We start from the raw sequence: 25609 nt of genomic DNA, 5'->3' as shown, positions 1-25609 counted from the left end.
GACTGGCAATCACTCCGAAATCGCCAGGATGCAGGTATCCGCACCGTAGCTGCGGCAGCAAACCTCGAAGATCGACAACGATCCTGACGCAAGCGCAGGACCCAGCAGCCCTTCCAGATAGCCGCTGAAAAACTTGCAGCCGGAATGGCCATTCGGCGCGCACAACGGACTGTTGCGGATGTGCAACCCTTCGCCCTTGTACTCCACTTCGACCACCGCACTTAGCGCCGGTACGCCAATGCGCTTGATCGCTTCCTCCAGATCGAGTTTCGTGGCGGCGCCGTGATCACGTGCGAACACCCAGGATCCAGTGCGCTGACCCGCAAGTAAAAGCGACGGCTCGCGCGCAGCCGCAACGACGGACTCCTCCAGCTTCTGCAATGCCGGAAAGACCCTCGGATAGTCGAACTGCAAACGCGGCAGCGCTTTGTCGACAGCCTCGACATCCGGTTCCAGCGGCATCATTTCCACAAATGGCTCGACCGGTACCGACGCGGGTGCCGGTGCGGGCGACGATTTCGGTTCAAGCAAGAACATGAAATCAGGATCTGGCTCGGGTTCCGGCACCTGTTGCAACGGAGGCGGCGGTGTCGGAGCTTGGCGTTCTGGCTGAGCTGGAACCGCAGGAATCACCGATGGCTCAACCGCCTTGGGTGGCTCGACGACAGTCGGCGCTGCCACAGGTTCGGCCGCCGGCTTGATCAGCGGCGCTGGTTCACGCGCAAAAGTCCGCGACGCTGCGAAATGAGGCTTCGGCGGACCGTCTTCGAACGGCGTGACTTCGAAACTGATGATCCGCTCGTTGGCTTCCAGCGCAACCTCAAGCGCACGCTGCTTACGTGCAGGGCCGCGCACGACAAGCGTCATCAGCACGCCATGCGGATCCTGCACCAGCCGCTGCCGTTGCAGGGTAAATCCACTTGCGACGACAGCCTTGCCGACGTCGATGAGCAGCCCATCTCTCGTTGCCGAGAGGGCCTGTACTTCCAGCTCGATCATTAGGCCCCCCTGTAGTCGATGCTGGTTATTTGATTTGTAACGGACACGTTGTGTCGTGTCCGTAAACGTCAACTGTGACGGATCCGTGAAGAATCGGCAAGGTGGAATACGCGATGTTGCGTTTCGCATCATGGAAAATCGGTGTTCCCGATACATCGCATGATCGGCATGCTTTCGTCTTGCTTGCAATGACCTACCCGCACACCCTCATCTGCCTCAAGCTGCGGCGCAACGAGGCACGCTCATGCACCGACAACCGGATCAAAGCCGCTTGCCGTGATAGTCACCATCGTCGTTATGCACCACGATGCCATCGGCCTGCACCGGAAAATCAAACTCCCCTCCCATCAACGTGAAGAAGTGGGTGGGTGACTGGGCAAACAAGGCCAGCTTGGTTTGATGCCCGACCCGGCTCATGAGCTGATCCCCTTCCAGCGTAATCACCATCTTCTCGCTTGGCCCGATTTGATAAGTGCCGGCATATCGCGACAGCACGCGGCGGTCCAGCGTCACGGCCGTGTGTACGATCGGTTGAAAATCGGGCCACCCATAGGCCACGGCGATGCTTCTGAGAATCTGCATGTTGAGCACGCCACCATTCTGCCCATTCGTCATGATCGCCACGCCGTCGCCCCCTTTCTCGTAGCCGATCATGACGGCCTCGAAACCCGCGTCATCGCCATCGTGATCGAAAAACGGGGCGGTGCGGCTGCCACCGATCTCGATCCCTAACCCCCAGCTTCCTTTGCCCGGCGTCAGCATCTCCCGGGTCATGGCTTGGTCTAGCGCGTGATTGGCGTTACCTTGCAGAGATTGCTGTATTTCCAGCACGAAGCGCGCAAGGTCCGAAGGTGTGGTCCAAAGTCCGGCTGCCGCTTGCTCGGGATAGGTATGTGCGCCGCCTGGAACGGCTTGGCCTGCCTCGTCATAAGGCGTTGCAGCAACCGAGCGACGATCTGCTGGCAGCGGCTGCTCGAAGGTACTGTGACTCATGCCTAGCGGCGAGAGCACCGTATCTTGCATGAAGCTTGCGAAGGGTTGCTGCGTCACGTCCTGCAACAGCAACTGCATCACCGTTATCCCGCCACCGGAGTACTTCCACTGGCTGTCGGGCTTGCTTTCCAGCCGCACGGCTTTTGTATTGGCGGGCTTCTCGCCATTCAATACTTGAACCAGTGTCGGCACGGGCTCGCCAGCCGCATAGCCGGGAAAACCGTGTACGCTCAATCCGGACGTATGGGTGAGCAATTCACGCAAGGTCACGACTGCGCCAGGCGCAATGGGACTGGCGGGCAGCTTCCAGCTGACCAGCTTCTGGTTGATATCTTCGTCCAGCGAAAGTTTTCCTTGCTGCACCAAATGAAGCGTCCCCATGGCCGACACGGCCTTGCTGATGGAGCCCGCCTGGAACATGGTATCGGCCGTCACCGGTTCGCCACCGATCCTGGCCACCCCATATCCCTTTGCCCATGCAATGGTGCCGTTATGGATAACGGCAATGCTCACGCCCGGCACATGCAAGTCCTGCATCCACTGCTGGAGCGTACGGCACGGTTGGGGATTGTTTTTGACGGCGATCGCATACGGCAAACAGGATTCGATGCTCGCCATGTGTTTTGCGGTATCAGCAGATGGTGTGTTTGATGCCTGTATTCCCCGGGCCAGCAATGACGTGCAGGAAAGCAGGAGTGGCGCGCATACCATGATCCTTCTTGCGAAATGCCTCATATCCCCTCGCTCTTTGTCCATGGACACAAACCGGTGCTGTTTATCGAGCCGTCGCGGCACTTGCCATCAGCCGCCCCTTCCCCTATTGGACCAACCATACAAGCAGCAGCGCAAGTAATGCACTCGTGATCCGCCAAATAGTCCCTTGCCAACCTGTTGCAGCTGCGCCTCCTGCGCCACACAGACTTCCGATCACGATGCGGATTGCGCCTGCCACCATATTTTGTCGATATCGAAGCGATGTGTGTGACAGACATCGGCGTTACTCAGCAACAGCGCCTTTCGTTTCGAGAACTCGATCAAAATGTCATAGACGCAACCGTGGTTGATATCAATGACGGCGGTCGCCTTGCCCATGTAACCACCATCCAGACTCACATAGCCGCCATCCGTCACGCCACTCAGCTTGACCGGCTTCCAATCGCCACTGCCTGGCGTTGCCAGCGAGATCTCCACCACGCTATCCCCTGCGCTGTTGATGAAATCGACGTGGCGTATGGACGCCGCGATCACCAGATGCGATACCAACAAAACCCCGAGAACAATCCATATCTTTCGCATGATGCACTCCCAAAAAAAGCACAAAACTACCCATCCGCCCACAGGCAACATGGGCAGTTCGCAAGGGATGAGATGCGACATTGCCGCCAACGGTTTACTTCGATGTGATAACCCAACGACCTGGACAGTAAGACCATCGGCATGTCATGACACGCGCAAGTTGCCGCCCTGCAAACTCAACCTGAATGCCGGTGCGGCCTCTCCGTACGCGTCATCGCATCATCGTCAGCCTGCTGCATGCGGTTCTGTTACGGCGCGGTAAACACATCGCGGCGTGGCCGTCACGTCGCAACATTTGCTTGTTTCAACGGGTATGATGCTGAACTGATCGGGGCGAGTATGTGCTCACGCATGGGGATAGCAGTGCTTCGGCGAAAGATATCTCGTCACTATGTTGCCTGGCTGGCGATGCTGGCCATGGCACTTATTGTCGTGATGCCGGCTATCTCCAGAGTGATGCCCATGGCTGGCGCGATGCCGGACATGGATGCCGCCTGCACGCAGCATATGGCGGGGGCCAAACATCCGGGTGCACCCGATAGCCCGGCCGATCCCACCGCCAAATGCGGTTACTGCGTTCTGCTCCACCATTTGCCGGTACTGCCCACCGGAGCGCAATCCCATCTGCCACCGGCACCGCCCGGTCAGGCCGCTCCGGCACTTCCCCCGGTCGACGATGCCTATGTATCGCCGATTCTGAGTGCCCGTCCTCGCGGTCCACCGCGCATCGCCTGACGCCAGGACAAACGGTCTGCTGCTTTCATAAGCGCAAGGCGTTGTCTGTCCTTTCCTACGATCTACCTCACCCATGTCAGCGGCGGCGTGATTCCCACTGTTCGCCATGACTCCTTGTGGAGATGAGTGATCGTCTTTGTCATGCGCGCCGCGATGGTCGCGGCAACCACTCCGGGTACTCATTCATGCGATTCGCGCACTCCTCACGCTCGTTTGCGATGTCTTCTGCAACATGCTCGCCGCCGCTCCATGCCATCCAGGCACGTGTCATTTCCCGGCCGCTGGCCGCGATCAGCGGCCTGCTGATTCTCAGTGCGTTTCCTTCGGCTGCATTCGCCTGCGCCACCTGCGGCTGCACGCTCAGTACGGATGCCGCCACCGGCTATTCGACCGCGTCCGGCTGGCGTATCAATGTCGATTACACTTTTATCGACCAGAATGAACTTCGGCACGGTAGCGGCAAGGCCAGTCCGGAGCAGGTCGTCAATGACCCATCTGCTCCCGTACTGGGTGGCGGCGAAATAGAACGCGGAACGATCAACCGTTACATTAACGTCTCGGCGACGTACCGCTTCAACGCGGATTGGGGCATCACGTTCCTGCTGCCCTACGTGATCCGTGATCATTCCACCTACGGCACGCAATTGGCGCCATACACGCCCAGTGAAACCTCACCCAACCAGATCAGCGATGCGCATGTCTCTGGCTTCGGCGACGGCAAGATCCTCGCCAGTTACCAAGGCTTTCTGCCGACGCACAATCTGGGTTTGCAATTCGGTATCAAGCTACCCACCGGCAACTACGGCGGTGAAGACATCAACGGCGATTTGGTCGGCCATCCTGTGACATTCAAGTCCGGACCGGGCTTCGGCCAATCGCTCGACACCAGCTTGCAGACGGGCACAGGCAGCACCGATCTGATCGTCGGTGGTTACTACTTCCAACCAGTGAGCCAGAATTTCGATGCGTTCGTGAACGGCCAGTTCCAGGCGGCGGTGAAAGAAAACCTGGATCAAAACGGTGCCGATTTCCGCCCCGGCAACACCACCACCATCAGTTTTGGCGTGCGTTATGAAGCGCACGCCAACTGGGTACCGCAATTGCAGATCAACTGGCTGCACAAGATGGCCGATCAGGGCTTTCTGGCGGACCACCCGGATACGGAAGGCACCGTTGCCTACCTCAGTCCCGGCATCAGCGGTAGCCTGAGCAAGAATTTGCAGTTGTATGCTTTCGTGCAGGTGCCAATCTATAGCCATTTGCAGGGATATCAGCTTTTCCCTGGCTGGACTGGCACAATCGGCGTGAGTATGAAACTTTGATGAGCCGCAGTCGTGGCATGTCACAGCGTATGGCGCATCATGATGCGTCACACCGAACCTCAAACGCGCAATTGTATTTATGACAATGCCACGATCTTTTTCCATGTTTCTGCGATATGCCTGCGCGTTGATTGCGCCTTTGCTATTCGCACATCCCGTGGTTGCCAATGATCTTCAGATCGGAGCACCCGCTCCACCTATTACCCTGAACACGCTGGAGGGCAAGCGTATTGATCTGCGCGATCTGCATGGCAAGGTGGTGATTCTCACGTTCTGGGCGACGTGGTGCGATCCATGCCGGGAGGAGTTGCCGTTGCTTTCGAACTACGCTCGCGCGCACGCCAGTCAGGGATTGGTCGTGCTGGGCTTCAGCCTCGATACGCCGGATGACCTCGACCAGGTACGCGCGGTGGCACGCAGCTTGAGCTTTCCGATCGGCCTGCTGGGTGATCCTCACGTGCCGGGCTACGGGCGTATTTGGCATCTGCCCGTCAGCTTCATCATCGATCGCGACGGGCGCTTGGCCGATAACGGCTGGAAAGACAAGCAACCGGCATGGACATTCGAACGGCTTGAACAGATCGTTACGCCGTTGTTAGGAAGCGCTCACTGATTATTTGGACGGCCATACATCTTGGCTTCCAGTGAAAAAGAAAACCTGCCAGAGCGACTTATAAAATCGACTTGGAAATCCATCCACGAATGTTGCTTCGCAATATGCTGCACCCATCTTATTCGCGCCACCCATACCTGTAAGACGAAATCCGTCTAATCAACCTAAGTCGCGCAAATTCCACGCTTTGCATCGATCCGATACGATGCTGGTCGTATGCACTGGCAGATTCGTCATATCAGCATGAAATCTTGCAACTAGTGCATAGCGGTTATTTAACGCCGGCTATGTTTCTTTCATGGTCGAGTACGCCATCACACAGGGTTACCCGATGCACGACGCACTCAGACCATCCACCGCCCTCTGGGCGCAACGTCTCCTCGACGCCATCGATGCTTGCCTGCAACTGCACAAGCGAGTCGATGCGCAGGAGCTCGCGAAAGTTGTCGCGCCTGCATCGTTATGGCCGGGTTGCCCGCATGTGGAAGACCTCATCGATGCAACCGCTGCGACGTCGTATCGCCGCATTACTCTGGCCGATAGCGCCACGCTCGGCTATGAAGCGCTGTTGATCATTTGGCCGCCCGCTCACGCCACACCCATTCATGATCACGATGGCCTATGGGGCATGGAGATCATGCTCGACGGCGTGCTGGAAGTGGAAGCGTTCGACCTTTCGCTGCAGGATCATCCGCATCTGGTTTCCCGCGGCACCTCGGTGATCGGCATTGGTGATCATCTGGCGTTTTCACACGCCGACTATGCGCATCGCTGCCGCAATCTTTCCTCCAATCGCCCGGCTGTGTCGCTGCATGTCTATGGTGGTGCATTGGACACGTATCGCAGCTATCACCTGCAGGACGAGGGACGCTGGGCCAGCACCACGCACCAGGCGGTGCGCGAGCCGGCCCTGGTTTGATCCGTTCCACCGGCGATCCGTCGCCGCCACGCTGACATGGCTCGAGGAAGTGTTATGGCTGATATCGCAATCATCGGAGGCGGCGCGGCGGGTGCGGCACTGTTTGGCGCACTGCTGAATCAAGATAGCAACGCCACGGTGCATTGGATCACCGGAGCATCCACGCAGGGACGAGGCGTCGCGTATGCAACGCCTGAAGATCATCATCTGCTCAACGTACGCGCGGCCGGCATGGGCCTGTATGTGGATCAGGATGAAGATTTCGTGCAGCACGCCACGCGCCAGCGTGCGGGTGTTCGCACCACGGATTTCCTCCCTCGCCGTCTGTTCGGCGATTTCATCGAAGCACAGGTGCGGGCACGTATCGCGACTGCTGAGGCACGCGGCCGGGCATTTGCCCTGCATGCCGCTGAAGCATTGCGCGTCGATCCGCAGATCGATGGCTACGATGTGCTGCTCGCCGACAAGCGGATACTGCATGTCGATGCGGTGATCCTGGCGGTAGGCGCGTTATCGCCACGTCCGTTGCGCACCGTTTCCAATGATGCGCTCGCCAGCGGCGCGTATGAACTCAATCCCTGGAATCTGCCGCATCGAAACCGCGCCCCGCGCCGAATGATCGTGATCGGCACCGGCCTCACCGCTGTCGACACCCTGATCTCCGCATCCACGCAATGGCCCGATGCCGAACTGGTCGCGGTCTCGCGCCATGGCCTGCTTCCCTTCGTGCATCCAACCTTGCCGGCCCAACCCTATCCGCAGCAAAACCAGCTCAACGCGCAACTGCTTGCCTGTCACGACCCGGTAGGCATGGTGCGGGCCATCCGCCAGGCCATGCGCGAGTCGCCCCAACTCGACTGGCGCAGCGTTATCGACGGCATGCGGCCGATCAACGCCACGCTCTGGCAACGGCTGACGCTGGCCCAGCGCCGTCAATTCCTGCGCCATGCGCGCTGGATCTGGGAAGCTTCGCGCCACCGCATCGCGCCGCCTTCCGCCGAGATCATCCAGCAATTGCGCGACGAGGGACGGCTGCAGGTCCATGCCGCGCGTGTACTGGGCGTAGATGGGCAGGGCCCGCTCGATGTCACGGTCCGCGCCCGCGCCAACCAGGTGATGTCCACCCTGCAGGCCGACCTGGTGGTGCAGGCCACCGGCCTCGATACTGCCGTGGCCTTCACCGAACACGCGCTGCTTTCGCAGCTGATCGAGGATGGCCTGGCGGTGGCCGATCCGTTGCAGCTGGGCGTAGCAGCCCACCCCGACGGCCGGCTCATCAATGCCCGTGGCGATAGTCAGCCGGGCCTTTATGCGATCGGTTCATTGCTGCGCGGCAATCTCTGGGAGTGCACGGCCATGCCGGAGATACGCGCCGCGGCGCATGCATTGGCAGCGAACCTGGCTGCACTCCACCCCGCCGGCGCCGTACCGATTTCAGCCGCCACGGCCTGAATACAGATTGCACACGGCGGGCTAACACCCCGCCGGGCGATAGCCACACCTTCGGGCCGAACGCTACCGCACTTGCCCCCTTCTCGCTAATCTGGCGCCAACGCCACCCATTGTCATCGATGGATGACAATGGGTGTAGCAAACAGCCACATCAGCGGGATTCCACATGGTCAGCCCCACCCCGACATCAGCACCACGCCAAAAGTACTCGTGGCTGACCCATCTGCCGATTCGCTACAAGATCATCCTCGCGATCGGCCTGTTGCTGGGGTTGTTCCTTTTCAACAGCGTGATCAATGCCTTCTCGCAAAGTCGGCAGACCGAAACACGGCGATGGGCCGACCATACCTATCAGGTGTTGTTGCAAATCGAGTCGTTGCAGCGCATAGCGCTCAATGGACAGGTCGGCCTGCGCGGCTTCCTGATCAGCCATAAGGCAAGCGAACTTGAACAAACCAACACCGGCGTCACCAAATTTCTGCAACAGTTGGAACAATTGCGCCAGCTGACTGCCGACAATCCCATACAACAGCTGCGAATCGATCACATCAAGGAACTGGTCACGCACTGGAATATCGAACTGCAGAAGATGCTTATCGCCCCGGAATCGGCGGTACCGAACCCCGGTTCACCTGACGGCATACAGCACATCGCGCAGATCCAAGCCGACTACATCGCACACCGCAGCATCCGAATAGAAGACTACACCGGCGTCCTCGACGACATGAGCGCCACCGAGCGCCAACTGCTGGCAGAGCGCACCAACGACGTCGAACGTCTGCGGCGCAACACCATGTACGCGAATCTGATCAGCGCCCTGATCGGTTTGCTGCTTGGCCTGATCGTCATCGCGCTCACATCGCGGCTGGTCACCCGACCGATCCGTCTGCTGGCAGAGCTGATGACACGTCTTGCTGATCACGACCATGATATCAAGATCCATGGCATCGGACGCCGCGATGAAGTCGGGGAAATCGCCAAAGCACTGCAAGTCTTCAAGCAGATGGTGATCGACTCTGAGCAGCAGACACAGTTGAAGAGCCAGGCGACGTCGATCTCCAGCAGTCTGCAGCAAGCCGTGAATCATCGCGATTTCGCCGAGCGCTTCACCTCCGCGCTCACGCCCCTGCTACACGCTGGCGTGGCGTTGTTCTACGGTTACGACGAATCACGCCAACGGCTGGATTTGCTGGGCAGCTATGGCTTGCGGCTACAAAACCGGCCCGACGCCTATATGCCAGGCGAAGGCTTGGTCGGTCAGTGTGCGCAGACGCGACAACCCATCACGCTGGATGATGTCCCGGAAAACTATTTGCATATCGAATCCGGCGGTGGTTCCTCCCTGCCCAGGCACATCACCATCCGTCCACTGCTACTGCGCGACCAATTGGTCGGCGTGCTGGAGTTCGCAGGCTTCACGGCACCTTCTACCCTGCAACAACAATTGCTGGATGAGCTGCTGCCGATGGCGGCGCTGACGCTGGAAAACCTCAACCGCGCTGTCAACACGCAGGACTTGCTTGAGCAGACACGCGAACAGGCTGACGAGCTACGCATTTCCGCGGTCACCATGCGGCAACAGCAGGAAGCGTTGCGCGACGCCAACGATACCTTGCAAACCAAGACCAACGAACTGGAAGAACAATCGGAGCGCCTGCAGGCATCTGAAGAAGAACTGCGCGTGCAGGCCGACGAGTTGCAGGCCTCCAACGAAGAACTGCGCCTGAAGACCGATACCCTGCGCCAACAGAAGCAGCAAGTGGAAGCGCTGCAGCGTGAGACCTCGCAGAAAGCGGAAGAGCTTGCGCGCGCCAGCCAGTACAAGAGCGAATTCCTCGCCAACATGTCGCACGAGTTGCGCACGCCACTGAACAGCTTGCTGATCCTGTCGCGCAGCCTGGCTGAAAACCGCGAAGGTAACCTGGACAGCGAGCAGGTCGAGTCCGCGCGCATCATCCATGACGCTGGTTCCAGCCTGCTGCGATTGATCAACGACATTCTCGACCTGTCCAAGATCGAAGCCGGCAAGATGGAGTTGTCGCTGACCGACTACCCCTTGCAGAACCTGGCGCGCGGTCTGCGCCGCACCTTCGATCATGTCGCCCGCGAGAAGAAGCTCGACTACGACGTAACAGTGGACGACAACCTGCCGGCGGAGATCCACACCGATCCCAACCGGCTCGAACAGATCATCAACAACCTGCTGGCCAACGCCTTCAAATTCACCACCAAGGGTGGTGTGCGCGTACGCATCGGACGGCCTTCGGGCGATCTTCCCGTACCTGAAGCCGTGAAGGATCAGAACCTGCTGGCGATCAGCGTGAAAGACAGTGGCATCGGTATTTCCGCCGATAAACTCGAACGCATCTTCAACGCATTCGAGCAAGCCGACAGCAGTACCAGCCGACAATTCGGTGGCACCGGGCTTGGCCTGAGCATTTCGCGCCGCATGGCAGAATTGCTTGGCGGCGATATCGTGCTACGCAGCGAAGTCGGCCAAGGCAGCGAGTTCGTGTTGCTGTTGCCCGAACGCAAACCCGAGCAACCTGCCAGCGCCACTTCGAGCCACGTCCATACGCCAACACCACGGCCGGTGACCCGTTCGATGATGCCTACTGAAGGTGTCGCGGATGATCGCGAGCGTATCGCGCCCGGCGACAGCGTGATCCTGATTGTGGAGGATGACCCTGCTTTTGCGCGCATTCTTGCCGATATCGTGCGCCAAAAAGGCCATCGCATGCTGCACTCGGTGGATGGCGAAGAAGGCCTTGCGCTGGCGCGCCGTTTTCATCCGGTCGGCATTCTGCTCGACGTGATGCTTCCGGGCATGGATGGCTGGACGGTGATCGAGCGGCTCAAGGCCGATCCGGCCACCCGCCATATTCCCGTGCATTTCCTTTCCGCCACCGATGATGCTTCACGCGGCCGCGAACTGGGCGCGGTGGGATTCCTTACCAAGCCCGTGACCCGCGAGGCGATTAACGAAGCCTTCGAGCGCCTGTTGCATTTTGCCAAAGGCCGTACTCGCCACCTGCTGGTCGTCGATGACGACGCGCATGCACGCGCCGCCGTGCGCACCTTGCTCGATCAGGATGATGTTCATATCGATGAAGCCGTCTCTGGCGAAGAAGCGCTGCAGAAGATTTCCGATACCGGCTACGACTGCATCGTGCTCGATCTTGGCCTGCCCGGCATCTCCGGTCTCGAATTGCTGGAAAAACTCGCGCACACCGGCAGTATTCCGCCTGTCGTGGTGTATTCAGGCCGCGAGTTGAGCCGCGAAGAAAACCTGCACATCCGCCAGTACACCGACAGCATCGTGATCAAGGGTGTACGCTCGCCGGAGCGCCTGCTGGACGAAGTGAGCCTGTTCCTGCACAGCATCCGACAGGCCAACAACCCCGAAGCCACAGCGCCTTCACCGACCTACGATGGCCTGAGCGGACATCACGTGATGCTGGTCGACGACGACATGCGCAATCTGTTTGCCTTGTCCAAAGTGCTGCGCGGCTGGGGACTCAACATCACCATGGCGCAGGATGGCGAGAAAGCACTGCAGCATCTGGCCGAAAACAGCAACGTGGAACTGGTACTGATGGACATCATGATGCCGGGCATGGACGGTTATGAAGTGACGCGTGCCATTCGTGCACAATCATCGCTCAATCATCTGCCCATTATCGCGCTCACCGCCAAAGCCATGCGGGGTGATCGCGAACAGTGCCTGGAGGCAGGCGCCAACGATTATCTATCCAAGCCGATCGATCTGGACAAACTTGCCTCCATGATGCACGTATGGCTACGCAACTGACGCACGGACGATGACTGTGGACGCCCAGGAGCTCGACAACATCGAAGTGGAGTTATTCACTCAGGCGATGCAGCGCCGTCATGGTTACGATTTCAGCCAGTACGCGCCAGCATCCCTGAAGCGGCGCGTGTTGCAGCTGGTGGAACAGTTGGAGACCAGGACCATCAGTGGCCTGATCGAGCGCGTCATGCACGAGCCGCAATTACTGCCGCGCATGCTCGATGGCCTGACGGTTCCCGCCTCCGACATGTTTCGCGACCCGAGCATGTTTCGTGGCTTGCGCGAACAGGTATTGCCGTTGCTGGCCTCCTATCCGCAGATCAATATCTGGCAAGCCGGCTGCGCGCACGGACAAGAAGTCTATTCGCTTGCCATTCTGCTCGAAGAAGCGGGACTGTATGAGCGCACGCAGATCTTCGCCACCGATCTCAGCGAGCGTGCTCTGCATCAGGCGCAAGAAGGCATTTATCCCGCGCGTGAAGCGCAGCAATGGTCGCGTAATTATCAAGCTGCCGGCGGCACGCACTCGCTGGCCGACTACTACAGCGCGCGCTACAACCTGCTCAAGCTTGATCAGCGCCTGCGCCGCAACGTCACCTTTGCACAGCACAACCTCGTTTCCGATGGCGTGTTCTGCGAGGCGCACCTGGTGCTGTGCCGCAACGTGATGATCTATTTTTCCAACCCATTGCAGGATCACGTGCTCTCGCTGTTCCGTAACAGTCTGGTGCGCGGAGGATTCCTTTGCGTGGGCATGCGCGAGAGCCTGGACTACGCCACTACCGCGGCAACCTTCACACCGTTTGATGAACGCCTGCGCATCTACCGCCTGACTCACCAACCGGAACGCCAACAAGCATGACGACCCCGCAAGCTATTGCGATCGGATGTTCAGCAGGCGGCCTGGACGCGCTCAAAGTCGTGCTCGGCGCCCTCGATCCAAGGCTCACGCAAGCAGTATTGGTATGCTGCCACAGTGGCTCTGACACCGTGGAACTGCTGTGTGAAGTACTGCAGCGCGCCTCCGCCCTTCCCGTGACCGAAGCGGCGGAACGCCATCCCGTTCTGAGCGGCACTGTCCATCTGGCGCCGAGTGGTTACCATTTGTTGGTAGAGAAAGACCGCCACTTCGCCTTGTCGATCGACCCGCGCGTCCAATACGCGCGTCCTTCCATTGATGTCATGTTCTGTTCTGCTGCGGAGGTGTGGCACGAAAAACTGATAGGTGTCGTACTCACAGGGGGAAATGCCGATGGCGCCTCGGGCCTGCAAAGGATTCGGGAACTGGGAGGAATAGCCATCGTTCAATCGCCATCCAATGCGGAAATATCGACCATGCCGCAGGCTGCGCTAGATACAGCCGGCGCCGATCACTGTGTCGATCTTTCCGATATTGCCCCATTGATTAACCGATTGTGCCTCCCATGAGTACCCAACCTCCTAAAATCCTGGTCGTCGATGACACCCGTGCCAATCTGGTCGCCATGCGTCATCTGCTCGCCGACTGCGGCGCCGAACTGATCGAAGCCACCAGCGGCAACGAAGCGCTTTCCCGATGTCTTGATGAGCAATTCGCGCTGATCCTGCTCGACGTGAATATGCCTGACATGGATGGTTTCGAAGTCGCTGCCCTGCTCGGCGAAGCCGAACAACTGCGCGATACGCCGGTGATTTTCGTCACTGCCGCGTACGCCGATGATCTCAATCGCCTCAAGGGTTATCGTTCCGGCGCGGTGGACTATATTTCCAAGCCCATCAACGACGTGATCCTGCAATCCAAAGTGCGCGTGTTTCTGGAACTGCATTCCGCACGTATGCAACTACAACAGACACTGGAAGAACTTTCCGAGCGTAACCGGCAACTGCAGGTGGAAATCACCGAACGCCAACGCATCGAAGCCAAAGTTCGCCATCAGGCCACGCATGACATGCTCACCGGCTTGCCGAACCGCGTGCTGTTCCACGACCATCTTCGGAGCGCGATGACCGAGGCGCACCCCGATAAGGGCTTTGCGTTAGCCCTGGTCGATATCGATGGCTTCAAAGCCGTCAACGACACGCACGGACACCCCGCCGGCGATGCCTTGCTGCAAGTGATTGCGGCGCGTCTCAATCACCATGTCCGCGCCGGCGACACGGTGGCGCGACTAGGCGGCGACGAATTCGCTCTGATCTTCAAAGATGTCAGCGGCCCCCACCCGGTCGCGCAGCGCTGTCAGGAAATCTGCGACGTGCTCGCCAAGCCCTATCCCCTCACCGGCACGCGCGGCGCATTCACCGCGCTCGTAAGCGCTAGCATCGGCATTGCGCTGTGGCAGGCGCAACTGGAGTCCGACGAAGACTTGATCCAGGCCGCAGACCGCGCACTCTACCAGGCCAAAGAAAACGGTAAGAACGGCTGCGTGCTGGCAAGCTGAAACGATGGCCCACTGGCATGGCGGTGCGTGTGCCTTGCAGCGGTTGAGGGAACGCCTGGACAGGCGCATGATGAGCGCCTCTCATCTCATTAATGCACTCAGGCTATGCCTGAATTCCAGATCAGCCCGCTGCTGGATACCCGCACCGTGACGCTGCGCAACGTGCATTGCGCCGGTCATTGCCGCCATCGCAGTGAAGAGGAATGCACAGCGCAGACGTATCTGGTTTTCCCCTATCGCGGTGTCTACATGCGCCACGTCGGCGGCGATCAGGTGGTAGCGGATGCCAATCACATCCTGTTCTTCAATGCGGATCAGGGCTACCAGGTCAGCCACCCCGTGCAAGGTGGCGATGCCAACCTGTCACTCAGCCTATCCGAGGCCATGCTGCACGAACTGGCGCCTGCATCGTTACTGGCAAAAGGTGGAACACTGACCTTCCGCCGACAATCCTTGCGTATCGATCCTCGTGCCCAGGCCCTCGTCGCGCTGCTCAGGCACGGGCTGGAAAACCACACGATCGAACCACTGGAAGCCGAAGGTCTGTTGCTCACCTTGGTATGTCGCAGTCTTGGGCCACGTACATCACACGAAACCAGCGCAACGCAGGCACGCCGCCACCTGGCCGATCGTGTGAAGGTGTTGCTCGCCAGCGATCTTGGCAAGCGCTGGACGCTGGCAGATATTGCAGCCGAAATAGGCGGCTCGCCGGTGTACCTCACGCAAGTATTTCAGCAGGTGGAAGGTATTCCGCTTTACCGTTATCACCTGCGTTTGCGGTTGGCGCGGGCGTTAGATCTGCTTGGGCAGTATGAGGATTTGTCGGCGCTGGCAGTGGATCTTGGGTTTTCCAGTCATAGCCATTTTACGTCGGCGTTTCGACAGGTTTATGGGCGGTCGCCTGGAAGCTTCCGGGACGCTTTTTCTGCGTAAGTTGGGTTACTCCGGACTTGATCCCGGAGTAACTCAACACCGCACAGCGGATGGATTTCGTCAATGGAACCATGGCTTACGGCGCTAACGTTTACGCGTTCCGACTAGCCTTCCAAGCTGCCAGCCTCTCCTTGATATAACGATCATAGTCGTACCCCGTCTCCAATCGCGGCTGCGGACGATGCGTCCCCTCCTGCGCATCCGGCACCGGCAGGCGCGATACCAAATCCGCATACACCTCTTGCAGATGCGAAGGCCGATTGGCGGAAGGATTGGTTCCACTTGATACCGGCACCGTGACACCTGACAGTGGATCGTCGGTGCGCGGCGTGGCGAGACTAAGTACAGCCCCGACATCCGGTGCTGCAGCATCACGTGCGGTCAAGGCAGGCACGTTCCAGCGTTGCTCCACGGTCTTGAGAATCGAGGTGTGATCAAATGGCATGCTGCCTTCGGGCACGCGAAATACGGTGCCTGCGGGAATCAGCGGGGAGATCAGCAAGGCCGGCACACGCGGTCCGAAGCGTTTGAAATCGAAGCCATACTCACCGGCCGTCGAATCGGGTGGAATGGCGCCGGATGGCGGTGGCACATGGTCGTAGCAACCGCCATGTTCGTCATACGTGACGATCAGCAGCGTCTGGTTCCATGTGGGACTGTTGCGCAAGGCGTAATAAACGTCATGCAGGAATTGTTCGCCAAGTGCGACATCATAGTTGGGATGCTGGCTGTTACCGGTCGAACCCCAGCTGGGTTCCAGAAAGCTGTAGGAAGGTAGCGAGCCGTTCGCGGCATCGCTCTGGAAATTTGAAAATTCGCCGAAGTAGGTTTCGGCGAGATTGGTCAGATCGGTGAAGGTCTGTCGGGTCAGCGGATCCGCATCGTAACCGTAGATTTTCCAGCTGATGTTCTGCTTGGTTAGCGATGTGTATATCGTGGGGGAGGTGAAGGTTTTGGTCTTGTCATCCATATGACCTTGGGATGTGCCCGCATGGAGGAAGGCGCGATTGGGCAACGTTTCCGTGGGCACTGAGCCATACCAGTAATCGCAGACTGCAAAACCCTGTGCCAGCGCAGATAACACCGGCAGTGTCTGCGCCGTGTGCATACCCATGATGTCGTTGGCGACGGTACCGGCGAAAATCGAATAATTCTCTTTCCCCTCCCAGCCGAGCGTGTAGGAGAAATTGCTGATGAAGCCCTGATTGGTGGCAACCGGAGGCGTCGGCGCAGTGTTGCTGCCGAACAGTTGCGAGTTGGTCGCGGTATAGCCCTCGCCGGGATCTGCGCCGGGCATGTAATAGGTGCTGGCGACTGCCGGCTGGATCTTGTAGACGGTCACCGGCTGCGTTCCGCTTGCGCCAGGATTGGATTCGGTGCCTTTCAGGCCTTCGAATGGCTGCCCCGTCGGCGACACATTGCCGGCATCGGTGTAGAGAAAGCCGAGCATGTGATCGAAGGAGCGATTCTCCAACATCAGCACGACGATGTGGTTGATGGCCGACAGTGAATTGGCACCCGTTGCAGACATGTGTCACCTCGTGAATGGATGAAAGCGCATTTCGCCACAAACGATGTTCAGTTGGCGTCGTCTTGATATTTCCGACGAACGTAATTGGCCACTGTGACAATTTTCCGCAAACGAGATACGTCGTTCATGCCAGATCCAGATACGGCACCATGACGTCTTTCAACCAATCCATGAAAACTTGTACGCGCGCTGAGAGATTGCGGCGCTGCCCATAAAGCAGCGAGACGGGCATCGGCTCCGCACGGTATTGCGGCAGCACTTCGATCAGGCGTCCTTGCTCGATAAGTTCTGTCAGGCCGATGCGCGGCCCCTGGATGATGCCGAGCCCGGCAAGGCAACCTTCCTCGTAGGCCTCGACGCTGTTAACCGTCAGCACGCCCTGCATCGGCACATAGCGGCATTCCTTGCCTTCCAGATATTCGAAACCGGGAGGGCGCTGCCCTAGCCTCGACACGTAGTGGATCAATCGGTGCCCGGACAGATCGCTGAGTTCGCGCGGCACGCCGTTTTCCTCCAGATATGCCGGACTGGCGCAGTTAGCGATCGGGAACACACCCAACGTCCGCACGATCAGGCTGGAATCTTCCAGATTGCCCACGCGCAGGACGCAATCGAATCCCTCGCCGACCACATCGACACGGCGATCCGTGCAACTGAGCTCCACCTGGAGCTGTGGATGCTCACGCAGGAATTGGGGCAGATACGGCATGATCCGGCGAGCAATGCTGCCATTCATGTCCACGCGCAGGCGGCCGCTGATCATTTGCGGCGCCTGCTGGAACATGCTGGTCAGCTCGTCCATATCCGCCAGCAACTCTTTGCAGCGCTCGTAGAAGCGCTGGCCGTCCTGGGTCATCTGCACCCGGCGTGTGGTCCGGTGCAACAGCTGGGTACCCAGCTGCGCTTCCAGTTGCTGGATGGCGGTGGACGCGCTCGCTTTCGGCAGGCCCAGGCTATCGGCTGCGCGGGTAAAGCTGGCCATTTCGGCTACCCGTACGAAGATGTGCATGGCTTCAGTCCGATGCATGACCGTCCTTTCGCTAGCGGATCGATTGTTCGTTTTTCACGAACACAGCACTCATGATCTGCCGATTTATGCGGCAAGTACAGATCAATAAGCTGGGCATCGTTGATTCACTTCCCCCGCTACGGAGACACCCCATGAGCACTCAAACCCCCATCGCCCTGATTACCGGCGGCAGCCGCGGCCTGGGCAAGAGCATGGCCCTCAAGCTGGCCGAACACGGCAACGACGTCGTGCTGACGTATCGTTCGAACAAGGCGGAAGCCGAGGCGGTGGCCGAGGCCATCCGCAAGCTTGGTCACCGTGCCGTGGTCCTGCCGCTGGATGTCGGCAAGGTATCCACCTTCCCTGCCTTTGCAGACCAACTGCGTTCGGCGCTGAAGGATCAGTGGCAGCGCAGCCAGTTCGACTACCTGGTCAACAATGCAGGCGTCGGTGTTCATGCGAGCTTTGCAGAAACCTCCGAAGCGCAGTTCGACGAACTGGTGAATGTCCACTTCAAGGGCACGTTCTTCCTGACCCAGACACTGCTGCCCCTGATTGCCGACGGCGGTCGCATCCTGAACATCTCCAGCGGCCTCGCCCGCTTTGCCCTGCCAGGCTATTCGGCCTATGCGGCCATGAAGGGTGCGATCGAGGTGCTGACCCGCTACCTCGCCAAGGAACTCGGCGCACGGCACATCGCCGTCAACACGCTCGCGCCCGGCGCCATCGAAACCGATTTCGGCGGTGGCTTGGTGCGCGACAACGCGGATGTGAATGCCTTCGTCGCCTCGCAAACGGCACTCGGGCGCGTGGGCCTGCCCGACGATATCGGCGGCGTGGTGGCGACACTGTTGTCGAAGGAAAGTGGATGGATCAATGGGCAGCGGATTGAGGCGTCGGGCGGGATGTTTATCTGAGCCTGACCATCCTCCTGTCACTGCATTCCAATCTGACATGAAGTGACTTCTAACCTTACCGTCATTCCGGAGAAGGCCGGAATGACGGTAAGGCATTTATTTAGACCGGTCGTTCGAGGATGAATACGCTTCCTTTGCCAATCCGGCGTTAAAAACAGCAGCACCCAGCACATCCCACACCACTCCCTAAAGGTGTAACGTAAACAGTCTGGCATCGTCCGGGGAGTCGCCGTGGTTCGCTACAGTCCCTTGCATTCGGTTCCAAGCCGTGAGCAGACGCTACACGCGCTGTACGAGGCAGCCGAGCTCGAACACTGCCTGATGTGCACGTATCTCTACGCCGCTTTCTCGCTGAAATCATCGATCGACGAAGGGCTGACTAGCACGCAACTGGATGCCGTCACGCGCTGGCGTCAAAGCATCCTGCAGGTAGCCACTGAAGAAATGGGTCACCTGATGGCGGTGTGGAACATCACCGTTGCGTTGGGAGGAGCGCCACGTGTAGGGCGCTCAAATTTTCCACTCGATCCCGGTTATCTGCCGGCAGGCGTCGTGGTGAAGCTTGCGCCATTCAACATGGCGACGCTGCAGCATTTCGTCTATCTGGAACGCCCTGCGGGCTCCACCGAACCCGATGGCGATGGCTTTGCACCCGAACATGTCTTCGTGCGTGGCGTCGCCGGGCCGCGCCTTACGCCGATGGGAATGGATTACGAAACCGTCGGTGCGTTTTACGAAAAACTCAGCAATGCCTTGCGTCTGCTTGCCGAGGCGCATGGTGAAAGCGGCGCGATGTGTGGTGATGCATCGTTGCAACTGTCGTCAGAAGACGTCGCGTTACCTGGCACCAAGCGCGTCATCTGCCTGAAAACCGCATTGGCGGCGTTCGACGCCATCGTGACGCAAGGTGAAGGCGCGCAACAGAATACGGCGGACTCGCACTATCAGAAATTCGCCGCGATACGTACCGAATACCAGCAACTGCTCGCTGAGGATCCGTCTTTCGTCCCTGCGTTTCCGGCGGCGACCAATCCGGTATTGCGCCGCCCGCCGCGTCCCGAAGGGCGCGTGTGGTTGGAAGACGAGCAAGCCATCGCGACCGTTGATCTTGCCAACAGTGCCTACGGACTGATGCAACGCTTGCTGGCTTATACCTATGCGGTTCCTTCCCAGGATCCGGACAAGGCTGTGTCGCTGGATCTGGCCATTGGCCTGATGCACGCGTTGACGCCGCTGGCCGAACGCGCCGCGCGCCTTCCTGCGGGTCCATCGAATCCCACCTGCCACGCGGGTGTGTCGTTCATCACCCTGCGTGATGCCTCGGCGTTGCCGCCCGGCCCGGGCGCGCGGCGCTTTTTTCGCGAACGCTTCCAACAACTGGCCGAAGCGGCAGAGCGTTTGCGCGAATCGGATGACGCGCGTGCCATCAAGGCAGCATCGATTCTCTCCAGGCTCGCCCAGCGTGCCGAGCAAGGTTTTGATCTCTCCAGACCACCGCCCTGGAGCACTGCCGCCATGACACCGCCCAGCACGCCCGCCCCTGCCAACGCTCCCGCGACGACCACGCAAGATGGCATTGAACGTGTCGAAGGAGAAAAACTCGCCATTCTGTTCGAGGCAAAGCGCTGCATTCACTCACGCTTCTGTGTGACCGGCGCACCGCAGGTGTTTCTTGCCAATGTGCAAGGTCCGTGGATTCATCCCGATGCCATGGATGCGGAGCGGCTGGTGGATATTGCCCATGCCTGCCCTTCCGGCGCGATCCGCTATCAACGGCGCGATGGTCGACCGGACGAGTCCGCGCCGCCGGTCAACCTGGCCAGCACACGCGAAGCGGGTCCATATGCCTTCCGTGGCGATCTGCGCATCGACGGTGCGTTTGCCGGTTACCGCGTGACGTTGTGCCGCTGTGGCGCTTCGAAAAACAAGCCGTTCTGCGATGGCTCCCATCACGATGCAGGCTTCACGGCAACCGGCGAGCCGCCGACCGGCACATCCACCGATACGCTGGCCGTGCGTGATGGGCCGCTGCATATCGATCCGCAACTTAACGGCCCTTTGAAAGTGCGTGGCAACCTGGAGATCATCAGCGGCACCGGCCGGGTCGTGGCACGCATCACCAGCGCCTTCCTGTGCCGCTGCGGGCATAGCCAGAACAAGCCGTTTTGCGATGGCAGCCATGCCAAGGTGGGGTTTGTGGCGGATGGGGCTTAGTACCTGCTTGCCCAGCCCCTCCCCGCTTGTCCCACGGGATTACCTTCCGGTCGCAGGGAGGGCTGGGGAGGGACCAAGCCGGACCCAGCATTTGGATGCCGTTCCGCCCTTCGCCAGCGAATGTTCCTTTCGCCAATTACAATACGCGGCTTGTCGTCGTGTGAGGGTTCTTCGTGATCATCCATCCCAAGGTTCGTGGCTTTATCTGTGTCACTGCGCATCCCACCGGTTGCGAGAAAAATGTGCAGGAACAAATCGACATCACCAAGGCGAGCGGTGCATTCGCCTCCGGCCCGAAGCGGGTGTTGGTGATCGGCGCCTCGACCGGTTATGGATTGGCATCGCGCATCACCGCGGCTTTTGGCCATGGCGCCGCAACGCTGGGCGTATTTCTGGAAAAGCCTTCCAGCGAGAGCAAGCCTGGCACGGCCGGCTGGTACAACTCCGCCGCCTTCGACAAGCTCGCCAAGCAGGCAGGCCTGTACAGCCGCTCCATCAATGGTGACGCGTTCTCGCATGAAACCCGTCAGCGCGCGATCGAGCTGATCAAGAACGAAATGGGCGGCCCGATCGACCTGGTGATCTATTCGCTAGCCTCGCCCGTGCGCAAGATGCCGGACAGCGGTGAATTGGTCCGTTCGGCGCTCAAGACCATGGGCAACACCTTTACGGCTTCGTCTGTCGACACCAACCGCGACGCGGTCGTGCAGGCCACGGTGGAACCGGCGACCGAACAGGAAATCAAGGATACCGTCACTGTGATGGGTGGTGAGGACTGGGCGCTGTGGATCGACGCACTGAGCAAGGCCGGCGTATTGGCCAAGAACGCCACCACCATCGCCTATAGCTACGTCGGCACCGAAATCACCTGGCCGATCTATTGGCACGGCACATTGGGACAGGCCAAGCAGCATCTGGACAACACCGCGCGCGAACTACGCACGCATTACGCGGCGGAAGGTCTGCACGCTTACGTCGGCGTGATGAAATCCGTGGTCACGCAGGCCAGCTCGGCCATTCCGGTCATTCCGCTGTATGTCTCCATGGTGTTCCGCATCATGAAGGAAAAAGGCATCCACGAAGGCACCATCGAGCAGATCAACCGCCTGTTCCACCAATTCCTGTATCGCCAGGATGGCAAGACGCCGGAAACCGACAGCGAAGGCCGCCTGCGCCTGGACGACTGGGAACTGCGCGACGATGTGCAGCAAGCCTGCAAGGCGCTGTGGCCGACGGTCAACACTGAAAACCTGTGGCAGAACACCGACTACGCCGGCTACAAGCACGAATTCCTGCGCCTGTTCGGCTTCGATCGCAAGGATGTGGATTACAACGCGGAAGTAAATCCGGACGTGCGGTTTGATGTCGTCGAGTCGTAAGTCTTCGCAAGCACCGCGTCACGAATAAGTGCGCGGTGCATCTCATGTGCCGTCATTCCCGCAAAAGCGGGAATCCATTTCTGTTGGCCATACAAGATGGATTCCCGCTTTCGCGGGAATGACGGCCATGAGGTTTACGCCCGCAGAATCGCAATACCCAGCGCCGCGAACGGATCGGTCACCGCCTCCGGCGTATCACCTTCCACGACCAGCATGGTCGCTGCCGTCGCTTCCGCAATCACATAAGGCGAAGCCGCATTGAGCTTTTCAGCGGATGCGAGCACCACGACTTCCGCCGCCCGCGCCACCAGCGCGCGCTTCACGTACGCTTCTTCAAGATCGCCGGTACTTAGCCCCTCGGTGGGGTGCACGCCTGTTACGCCCATGAAGTAGGTATCAGCGCGGATATGCCCGATCGCTTCGATCGCCGCTGCACCTACCGTGACGATGGAATGCTTGAACAAGCGGCCGCCGATCAGCACCACTTCGATCCCCGGGTGATCGACCAGCGCCACCGCGACGCTGGGGCTGTGCGTCACCACGGTCGCCTGCAAGCTAGGCGGAAGATGCCGCGCCAGCTCCACGCAGGTGGTGCCACCATCGAAAAGCACCACCTGCCCCGGGGCAATCAGGGTGGCCGCCTTGCGCGCAATGGCTGATTTGGCGTCCGTGCTGATCTGCTGTCGTTGCACGAAATCGCCCGCGGCTGGCGAGGACGGCAACGCCCCGCCATGGACCCGCTGCAGCAGGCCATCTACCGCAAGTTCGCGCAAATCGCGCCGAATGGTGTCCTCTGAGACGCCAAATACCTCACTTAACGTCTTGGCGACGACCTGACCGTCGCGCTTGAGCGCTGCCAGGATGGCTTGCTTGCGATGGCTGGTCAGCATGATGATTGCATGATATTCATTGACTTTGCACGATATTGCACGATAACGTTTTTGGCAACCCCTGCATGCCTGGAGCCTTACCCATGGCCGAAACGACCGAACGCGTCCGCGTCATCGAGAGCCAGGTGCTCTCGAACGACTGGTACCTGCTTAAGAAAACCATTTTCGATTTCCGTCGCGCGGACGGCAGCTGGCAGCGCCAGCAACGGGAAACCTATGACCGCGGCAACGGCGCGACCTTGCTGCTTTACCAGCTCACCACGCGCAAGGTGGTGCTGATCCGCCAATTTCGCTTTCCCGCCTACATCAACGGCCATGACGGCATGCTGGTGGAAGCGCCGGCAGGATTGCTCGACCAAGCCACCCCGGAACAACGCATCCGCGCCGAGGCGGAAGAAGAAACCGGCTACCGCGTCGGCGAAGTGCGCAAAGTGTTCGAGGCGTTCATGAGCCCCGGCTCCGTGACGGAGAAGCTGTACTTCTTCATCGCCGAATACGATGACACCTCAAAAGTCAGCCAAGGCGGCGGCATCGAGGATGAAGGCGAAGATATCGAAGTGCTGGAGCTGCACTTTGATGAAGCAATGGCCATGATCCGGCGTGGCGAGATTGTTGATGGCAAGACCATCATGCTTCTGCAGTATGCAGCGTTGCATCTGTTCAATGAGCGCAGGTCTTGAGCGTTAATCACAAGCCCTGCCTCGCACTCCATTCCCGTCGTCCCGGCGAAGGCCGGGACCTAGTGACTTTCGCGCGATACGGTTTCTCGCCTCAAATTCATAGATCACGAACAAAGTCACTAGGTCCCGGCCTTCGCCGGGACGACGGAATGCGGCATCATGCATCACACAAACAAAAAAAGGGCGGAGCTGACCGGGCAAACCCGACCAACCCCGCCCTCTTCCACTCTGGATCAGCGCATGATGCCCGTGTGACCCAGTGAGTAACGACCCGGCTGCGGCCATACGGCCAAACCGTGCGGCTCCATGCCGACCTTGATGATCTTCACCTTGCCGGTGGCGGTATCGAATGCATACACCACGTCGTCAAACCGGCCCGACAGCCACAACCACTTGCCATCGGCCGTGACGTTGCCCATGTCCGGGCTGCCGCCGCCGGGAATCGGCCAGTTGGCCACCACCTTGCGGGTGGCGAAATCGATCACTGAAACGCTGCCCGGACCATTGCGCGGGCCATGCACTTTGTTCGAACCGCGGTTGGCGACATACAGCTTGGTGCCGTCGCGGCTGGGGTATTCGCCGTGCGTGCCGATGCCGGTCTTGATAAAGCCGATCTTGGTGAAGCTGTCGCCATCCACCAGGAATACGCCGTCGGCCATCATGTCGGCGATGTAGAACACCTTGCCATCTGGCGATACACGGATGTCCTGCGGCATGCCACCCTTGTTCAGATCGAGATAGCCAACAACCTTCTGGTTGACCATGTCGATCTTGGCGACCTTGCCACCGAATTCGCAGGTAAAGATTGCGTACTTGCCATCAATGGAGAAATCGGCGTGGTTGATGCCCTTGCACTGAGGCACCTGCAAACTGCGCGTCAACGCCATGGTGTGCGCATCGCGGAAATCCAGGCGCGCATGCGCCTCGGCCACCACGATCGCTTCCTTGCCGTTCGGCGTGAAGTACATGTTGTACGGATCGTCGACCATCACTTCCTTGCCCGGCTTGCCGGTCTTCGGATCGATCGGAGTAAGGCTGCCATCCGTGCGGCCCTCTGCATTGTTGGTCACCCAGAGCGTCTGCAAATCCCATGAGGGCACGACGTGCTGCGGACTGAAGCCTACCTTGAACTTGTCGACCACCTTGAAAGTGGCCGGGTCGATGACGTAGACGTCGTTCGAGCGCAGGTTCGGCACATAGATGCGCGGCAAGGCATCTTTGACGGCCGGGCTGAACATGTTGGCGCCAGCGTTGCTGTACATGTCCAGCGGATTGGTCACCGGCGGCATGCCGGGAACGGTGGTTACCGTTTGCGCCAAGGCCGCAGCAGAAACGCACAACCCGGTGAGCACAGCACCGGCAAACGAGGCAAGACGCCCAAAATGATTACATTTCACAGCAAATTCCCTATGTAGAGAGGGCAATAAAAGCACTACGCATTGATGTCCGGCGTTAGCGCCAATAATCGTCGTCCCGGCACAAGCCGAAGTGACGACCCA

General features: G+C 59.4%; 21 protein-coding genes. 14 read left to right on the top strand and 7 right to left on the bottom strand.

Going from position 1 to position 25609, the window contains the following annotated elements:
• Positions 1-9 precede the first annotated feature (9 nt).
• From ISN74_RS05635 to ISN74_RS05625, 3 genes are all read right to left on the bottom strand, one after another.
• Positions 10-999: an adhesin family cell surface protein gene (locus ISN74_RS05635; RefSeq protein ID WP_188798200.1), complete on the bottom strand. Its 990-nt coding sequence runs from the start codon at positions 997-999 to the stop codon at positions 10-12.
• Positions 1000-1260: 261 nt separating this feature from the next.
• Positions 1261-2610, bottom strand: a complete 1350-nt coding sequence (locus ISN74_RS05630; protein ID WP_188798193.1) for a serine hydrolase — start codon at positions 2608-2610, stop codon at positions 1261-1263.
• Positions 2611-2919: 309 nt separating this feature from the next.
• On the bottom strand, positions 2920-3288 hold the full coding sequence (locus ISN74_RS05625; protein ID WP_188798189.1) for a hypothetical protein: 369 nt from the start codon (positions 3286-3288) through the stop codon (positions 2920-2922).
• Between the two features lie 237 nt (positions 3289-3525).
• On the opposite strand from ISN74_RS05625, the gene ISN74_RS05620 reads away from it, so the two are divergent.
• The 10 genes from ISN74_RS05620 (at position 3526) to ISN74_RS05575 (ending at position 15490) form a co-directional block, all read left to right on the top strand.
• On the top strand, positions 3526-4023 hold the full coding sequence (locus tag ISN74_RS05620) for a DUF2946 domain-containing protein (RefSeq protein WP_308420747.1): 498 nt from the start codon (positions 3526-3528) through the stop codon (positions 4021-4023).
• 218 nt (positions 4024-4241) lie between these two features.
• Positions 4242-5345, top strand: a complete 1104-nt coding sequence (locus ISN74_RS05615; RefSeq protein WP_188798186.1) for a transporter — start codon at positions 4242-4244, stop codon at positions 5343-5345.
• Between the two features lie 103 nt (positions 5346-5448).
• Positions 5449-5958 carry a peroxiredoxin family protein gene (locus ISN74_RS05610; RefSeq protein WP_188798183.1) on the top strand — a complete coding sequence of 170 codons (510 nt, stop codon included), beginning with the start codon at positions 5449-5451 and terminating at the stop codon, positions 5956-5958.
• A gap of 298 nt (positions 5959-6256) precedes the next feature.
• Positions 6257-6877: a cysteine dioxygenase gene (locus tag ISN74_RS05605; protein WP_203546708.1), complete on the top strand. Its 621-nt coding sequence runs from the start codon at positions 6257-6259 to the stop codon at positions 6875-6877.
• A 54-nt stretch (positions 6878-6931) separates the two neighbouring features.
• A complete protein-coding gene (locus ISN74_RS05600) occupies positions 6932-8329 on the top strand; it encodes an FAD/NAD(P)-binding protein (RefSeq protein ID WP_188798179.1) in 1398 nt (465 codons plus the stop codon).
• A gap of 166 nt (positions 8330-8495) precedes the next feature.
• Positions 8496-12140, top strand: a complete 3645-nt coding sequence (locus ISN74_RS05595; RefSeq protein ID WP_188798177.1) for a response regulator — start codon at positions 8496-8498, stop codon at positions 12138-12140.
• Positions 12141-12150: 10 nt separating this feature from the next.
• Positions 12151-13002 (top strand): CheR family methyltransferase, encoded by an 852-nt coding sequence (locus ISN74_RS05590; RefSeq protein ID WP_188798175.1) that lies wholly within the window; start codon positions 12151-12153, stop codon positions 13000-13002.
• Entirely contained in the window at positions 12999-13568 is a 570-nt protein-coding gene (locus ISN74_RS05585; protein WP_188798173.1) for a chemotaxis protein CheB, read from the top strand. The genes ISN74_RS05590 and ISN74_RS05585 overlap by 4 nt, the downstream gene beginning before the upstream one ends.
• Positions 13565-14557: a diguanylate cyclase domain-containing protein gene (locus ISN74_RS05580; protein WP_188798171.1), complete on the top strand. Its 993-nt coding sequence runs from the start codon at positions 13565-13567 to the stop codon at positions 14555-14557. Before ISN74_RS05585 ends, ISN74_RS05580 begins: the two co-directional genes overlap by 4 nt.
• 105 nt (positions 14558-14662) lie before the next feature.
• Complete coding sequence (locus tag ISN74_RS05575) at positions 14663-15490, top strand: helix-turn-helix transcriptional regulator (RefSeq protein ID WP_188798163.1); 828 nt, start codon at positions 14663-14665, stop codon at positions 15488-15490.
• A gap of 91 nt (positions 15491-15581) precedes the next feature.
• Here ISN74_RS05575 and ISN74_RS05570 read toward each other — a convergent pair whose 3' ends face one another.
• Together ISN74_RS05570 and ISN74_RS05565 are read right to left on the bottom strand one after the other, a co-directional pair.
• Complete coding sequence (locus ISN74_RS05570) at positions 15582-17021, bottom strand: alkaline phosphatase family protein (protein WP_188798161.1); 1440 nt, start codon at positions 17019-17021, stop codon at positions 15582-15584.
• A gap of 124 nt (positions 17022-17145) precedes the next feature.
• Complete coding sequence (locus ISN74_RS05565; RefSeq protein ID WP_188798160.1) at positions 17146-18048, bottom strand: LysR family transcriptional regulator; 903 nt, start codon at positions 18046-18048, stop codon at positions 17146-17148.
• 134 nt (positions 18049-18182) lie between these two features.
• Here ISN74_RS05565 and ISN74_RS05560 point away from each other — a divergent pair, with 134 nt between their 5' ends.
• The 3 genes from ISN74_RS05560 to fabV all read left to right on the top strand — a co-directional run bounded on the left by ISN74_RS05560 (position 18183) and on the right by fabV (position 22540).
• Entirely contained in the window at positions 18183-18947 is a 765-nt protein-coding gene (locus ISN74_RS05560) for an SDR family NAD(P)-dependent oxidoreductase (RefSeq protein ID WP_188798158.1), read from the top strand.
• Positions 18948-19178: 231 nt separating this feature from the next.
• Positions 19179-21161 carry a ferritin-like domain-containing protein gene (locus ISN74_RS05555; RefSeq protein WP_188798156.1) on the top strand — a complete coding sequence of 661 codons (1983 nt, stop codon included), beginning with the start codon at positions 19179-19181 and terminating at the stop codon, positions 21159-21161.
• A gap of 173 nt (positions 21162-21334) precedes the next feature.
• Positions 21335-22540: an enoyl-ACP reductase FabV gene (gene fabV, locus ISN74_RS05550; RefSeq protein ID WP_188798154.1), complete on the top strand. Its 1206-nt coding sequence runs from the start codon at positions 21335-21337 to the stop codon at positions 22538-22540.
• 134 nt (positions 22541-22674) lie between these two features.
• On the opposite strand, the gene ISN74_RS05545 is transcribed toward fabV, so the two are convergent.
• Positions 22675-23430, bottom strand: a complete 756-nt coding sequence (locus ISN74_RS05545; RefSeq protein ID WP_188798152.1) for a DeoR/GlpR family DNA-binding transcription regulator — start codon at positions 23428-23430, stop codon at positions 22675-22677.
• Between the two features lie 83 nt (positions 23431-23513).
• Here ISN74_RS05545 and ISN74_RS05540 point away from each other — a divergent pair, with 83 nt between their 5' ends.
• A complete protein-coding gene (locus ISN74_RS05540) occupies positions 23514-24110 on the top strand; it encodes an NUDIX domain-containing protein (protein WP_188798150.1) in 597 nt (198 codons plus the stop codon).
• Positions 24111-24343: 233 nt separating this feature from the next.
• On the opposite strand, the gene ISN74_RS05535 is transcribed toward ISN74_RS05540, so the two are convergent.
• On the bottom strand, positions 24344-25507 hold the full coding sequence (locus ISN74_RS05535) for a YncE family protein (protein ID WP_229679027.1): 1164 nt from the start codon (positions 25505-25507) through the stop codon (positions 24344-24346).
• Positions 25508-25609: the final 102 nt, after the last annotated feature.

The sequence above is a fragment of the Dyella caseinilytica genome, assembly GCF_016865235.1.
Lineage (GTDB): Bacteria > Pseudomonadota > Gammaproteobacteria > Xanthomonadales > Rhodanobacteraceae > Dyella_B > Dyella_B caseinilytica.
The sequence above is the reverse complement of the archived record's forward strand: the minus strand, read 5'-3'. Positions and strand labels throughout refer to the sequence as shown.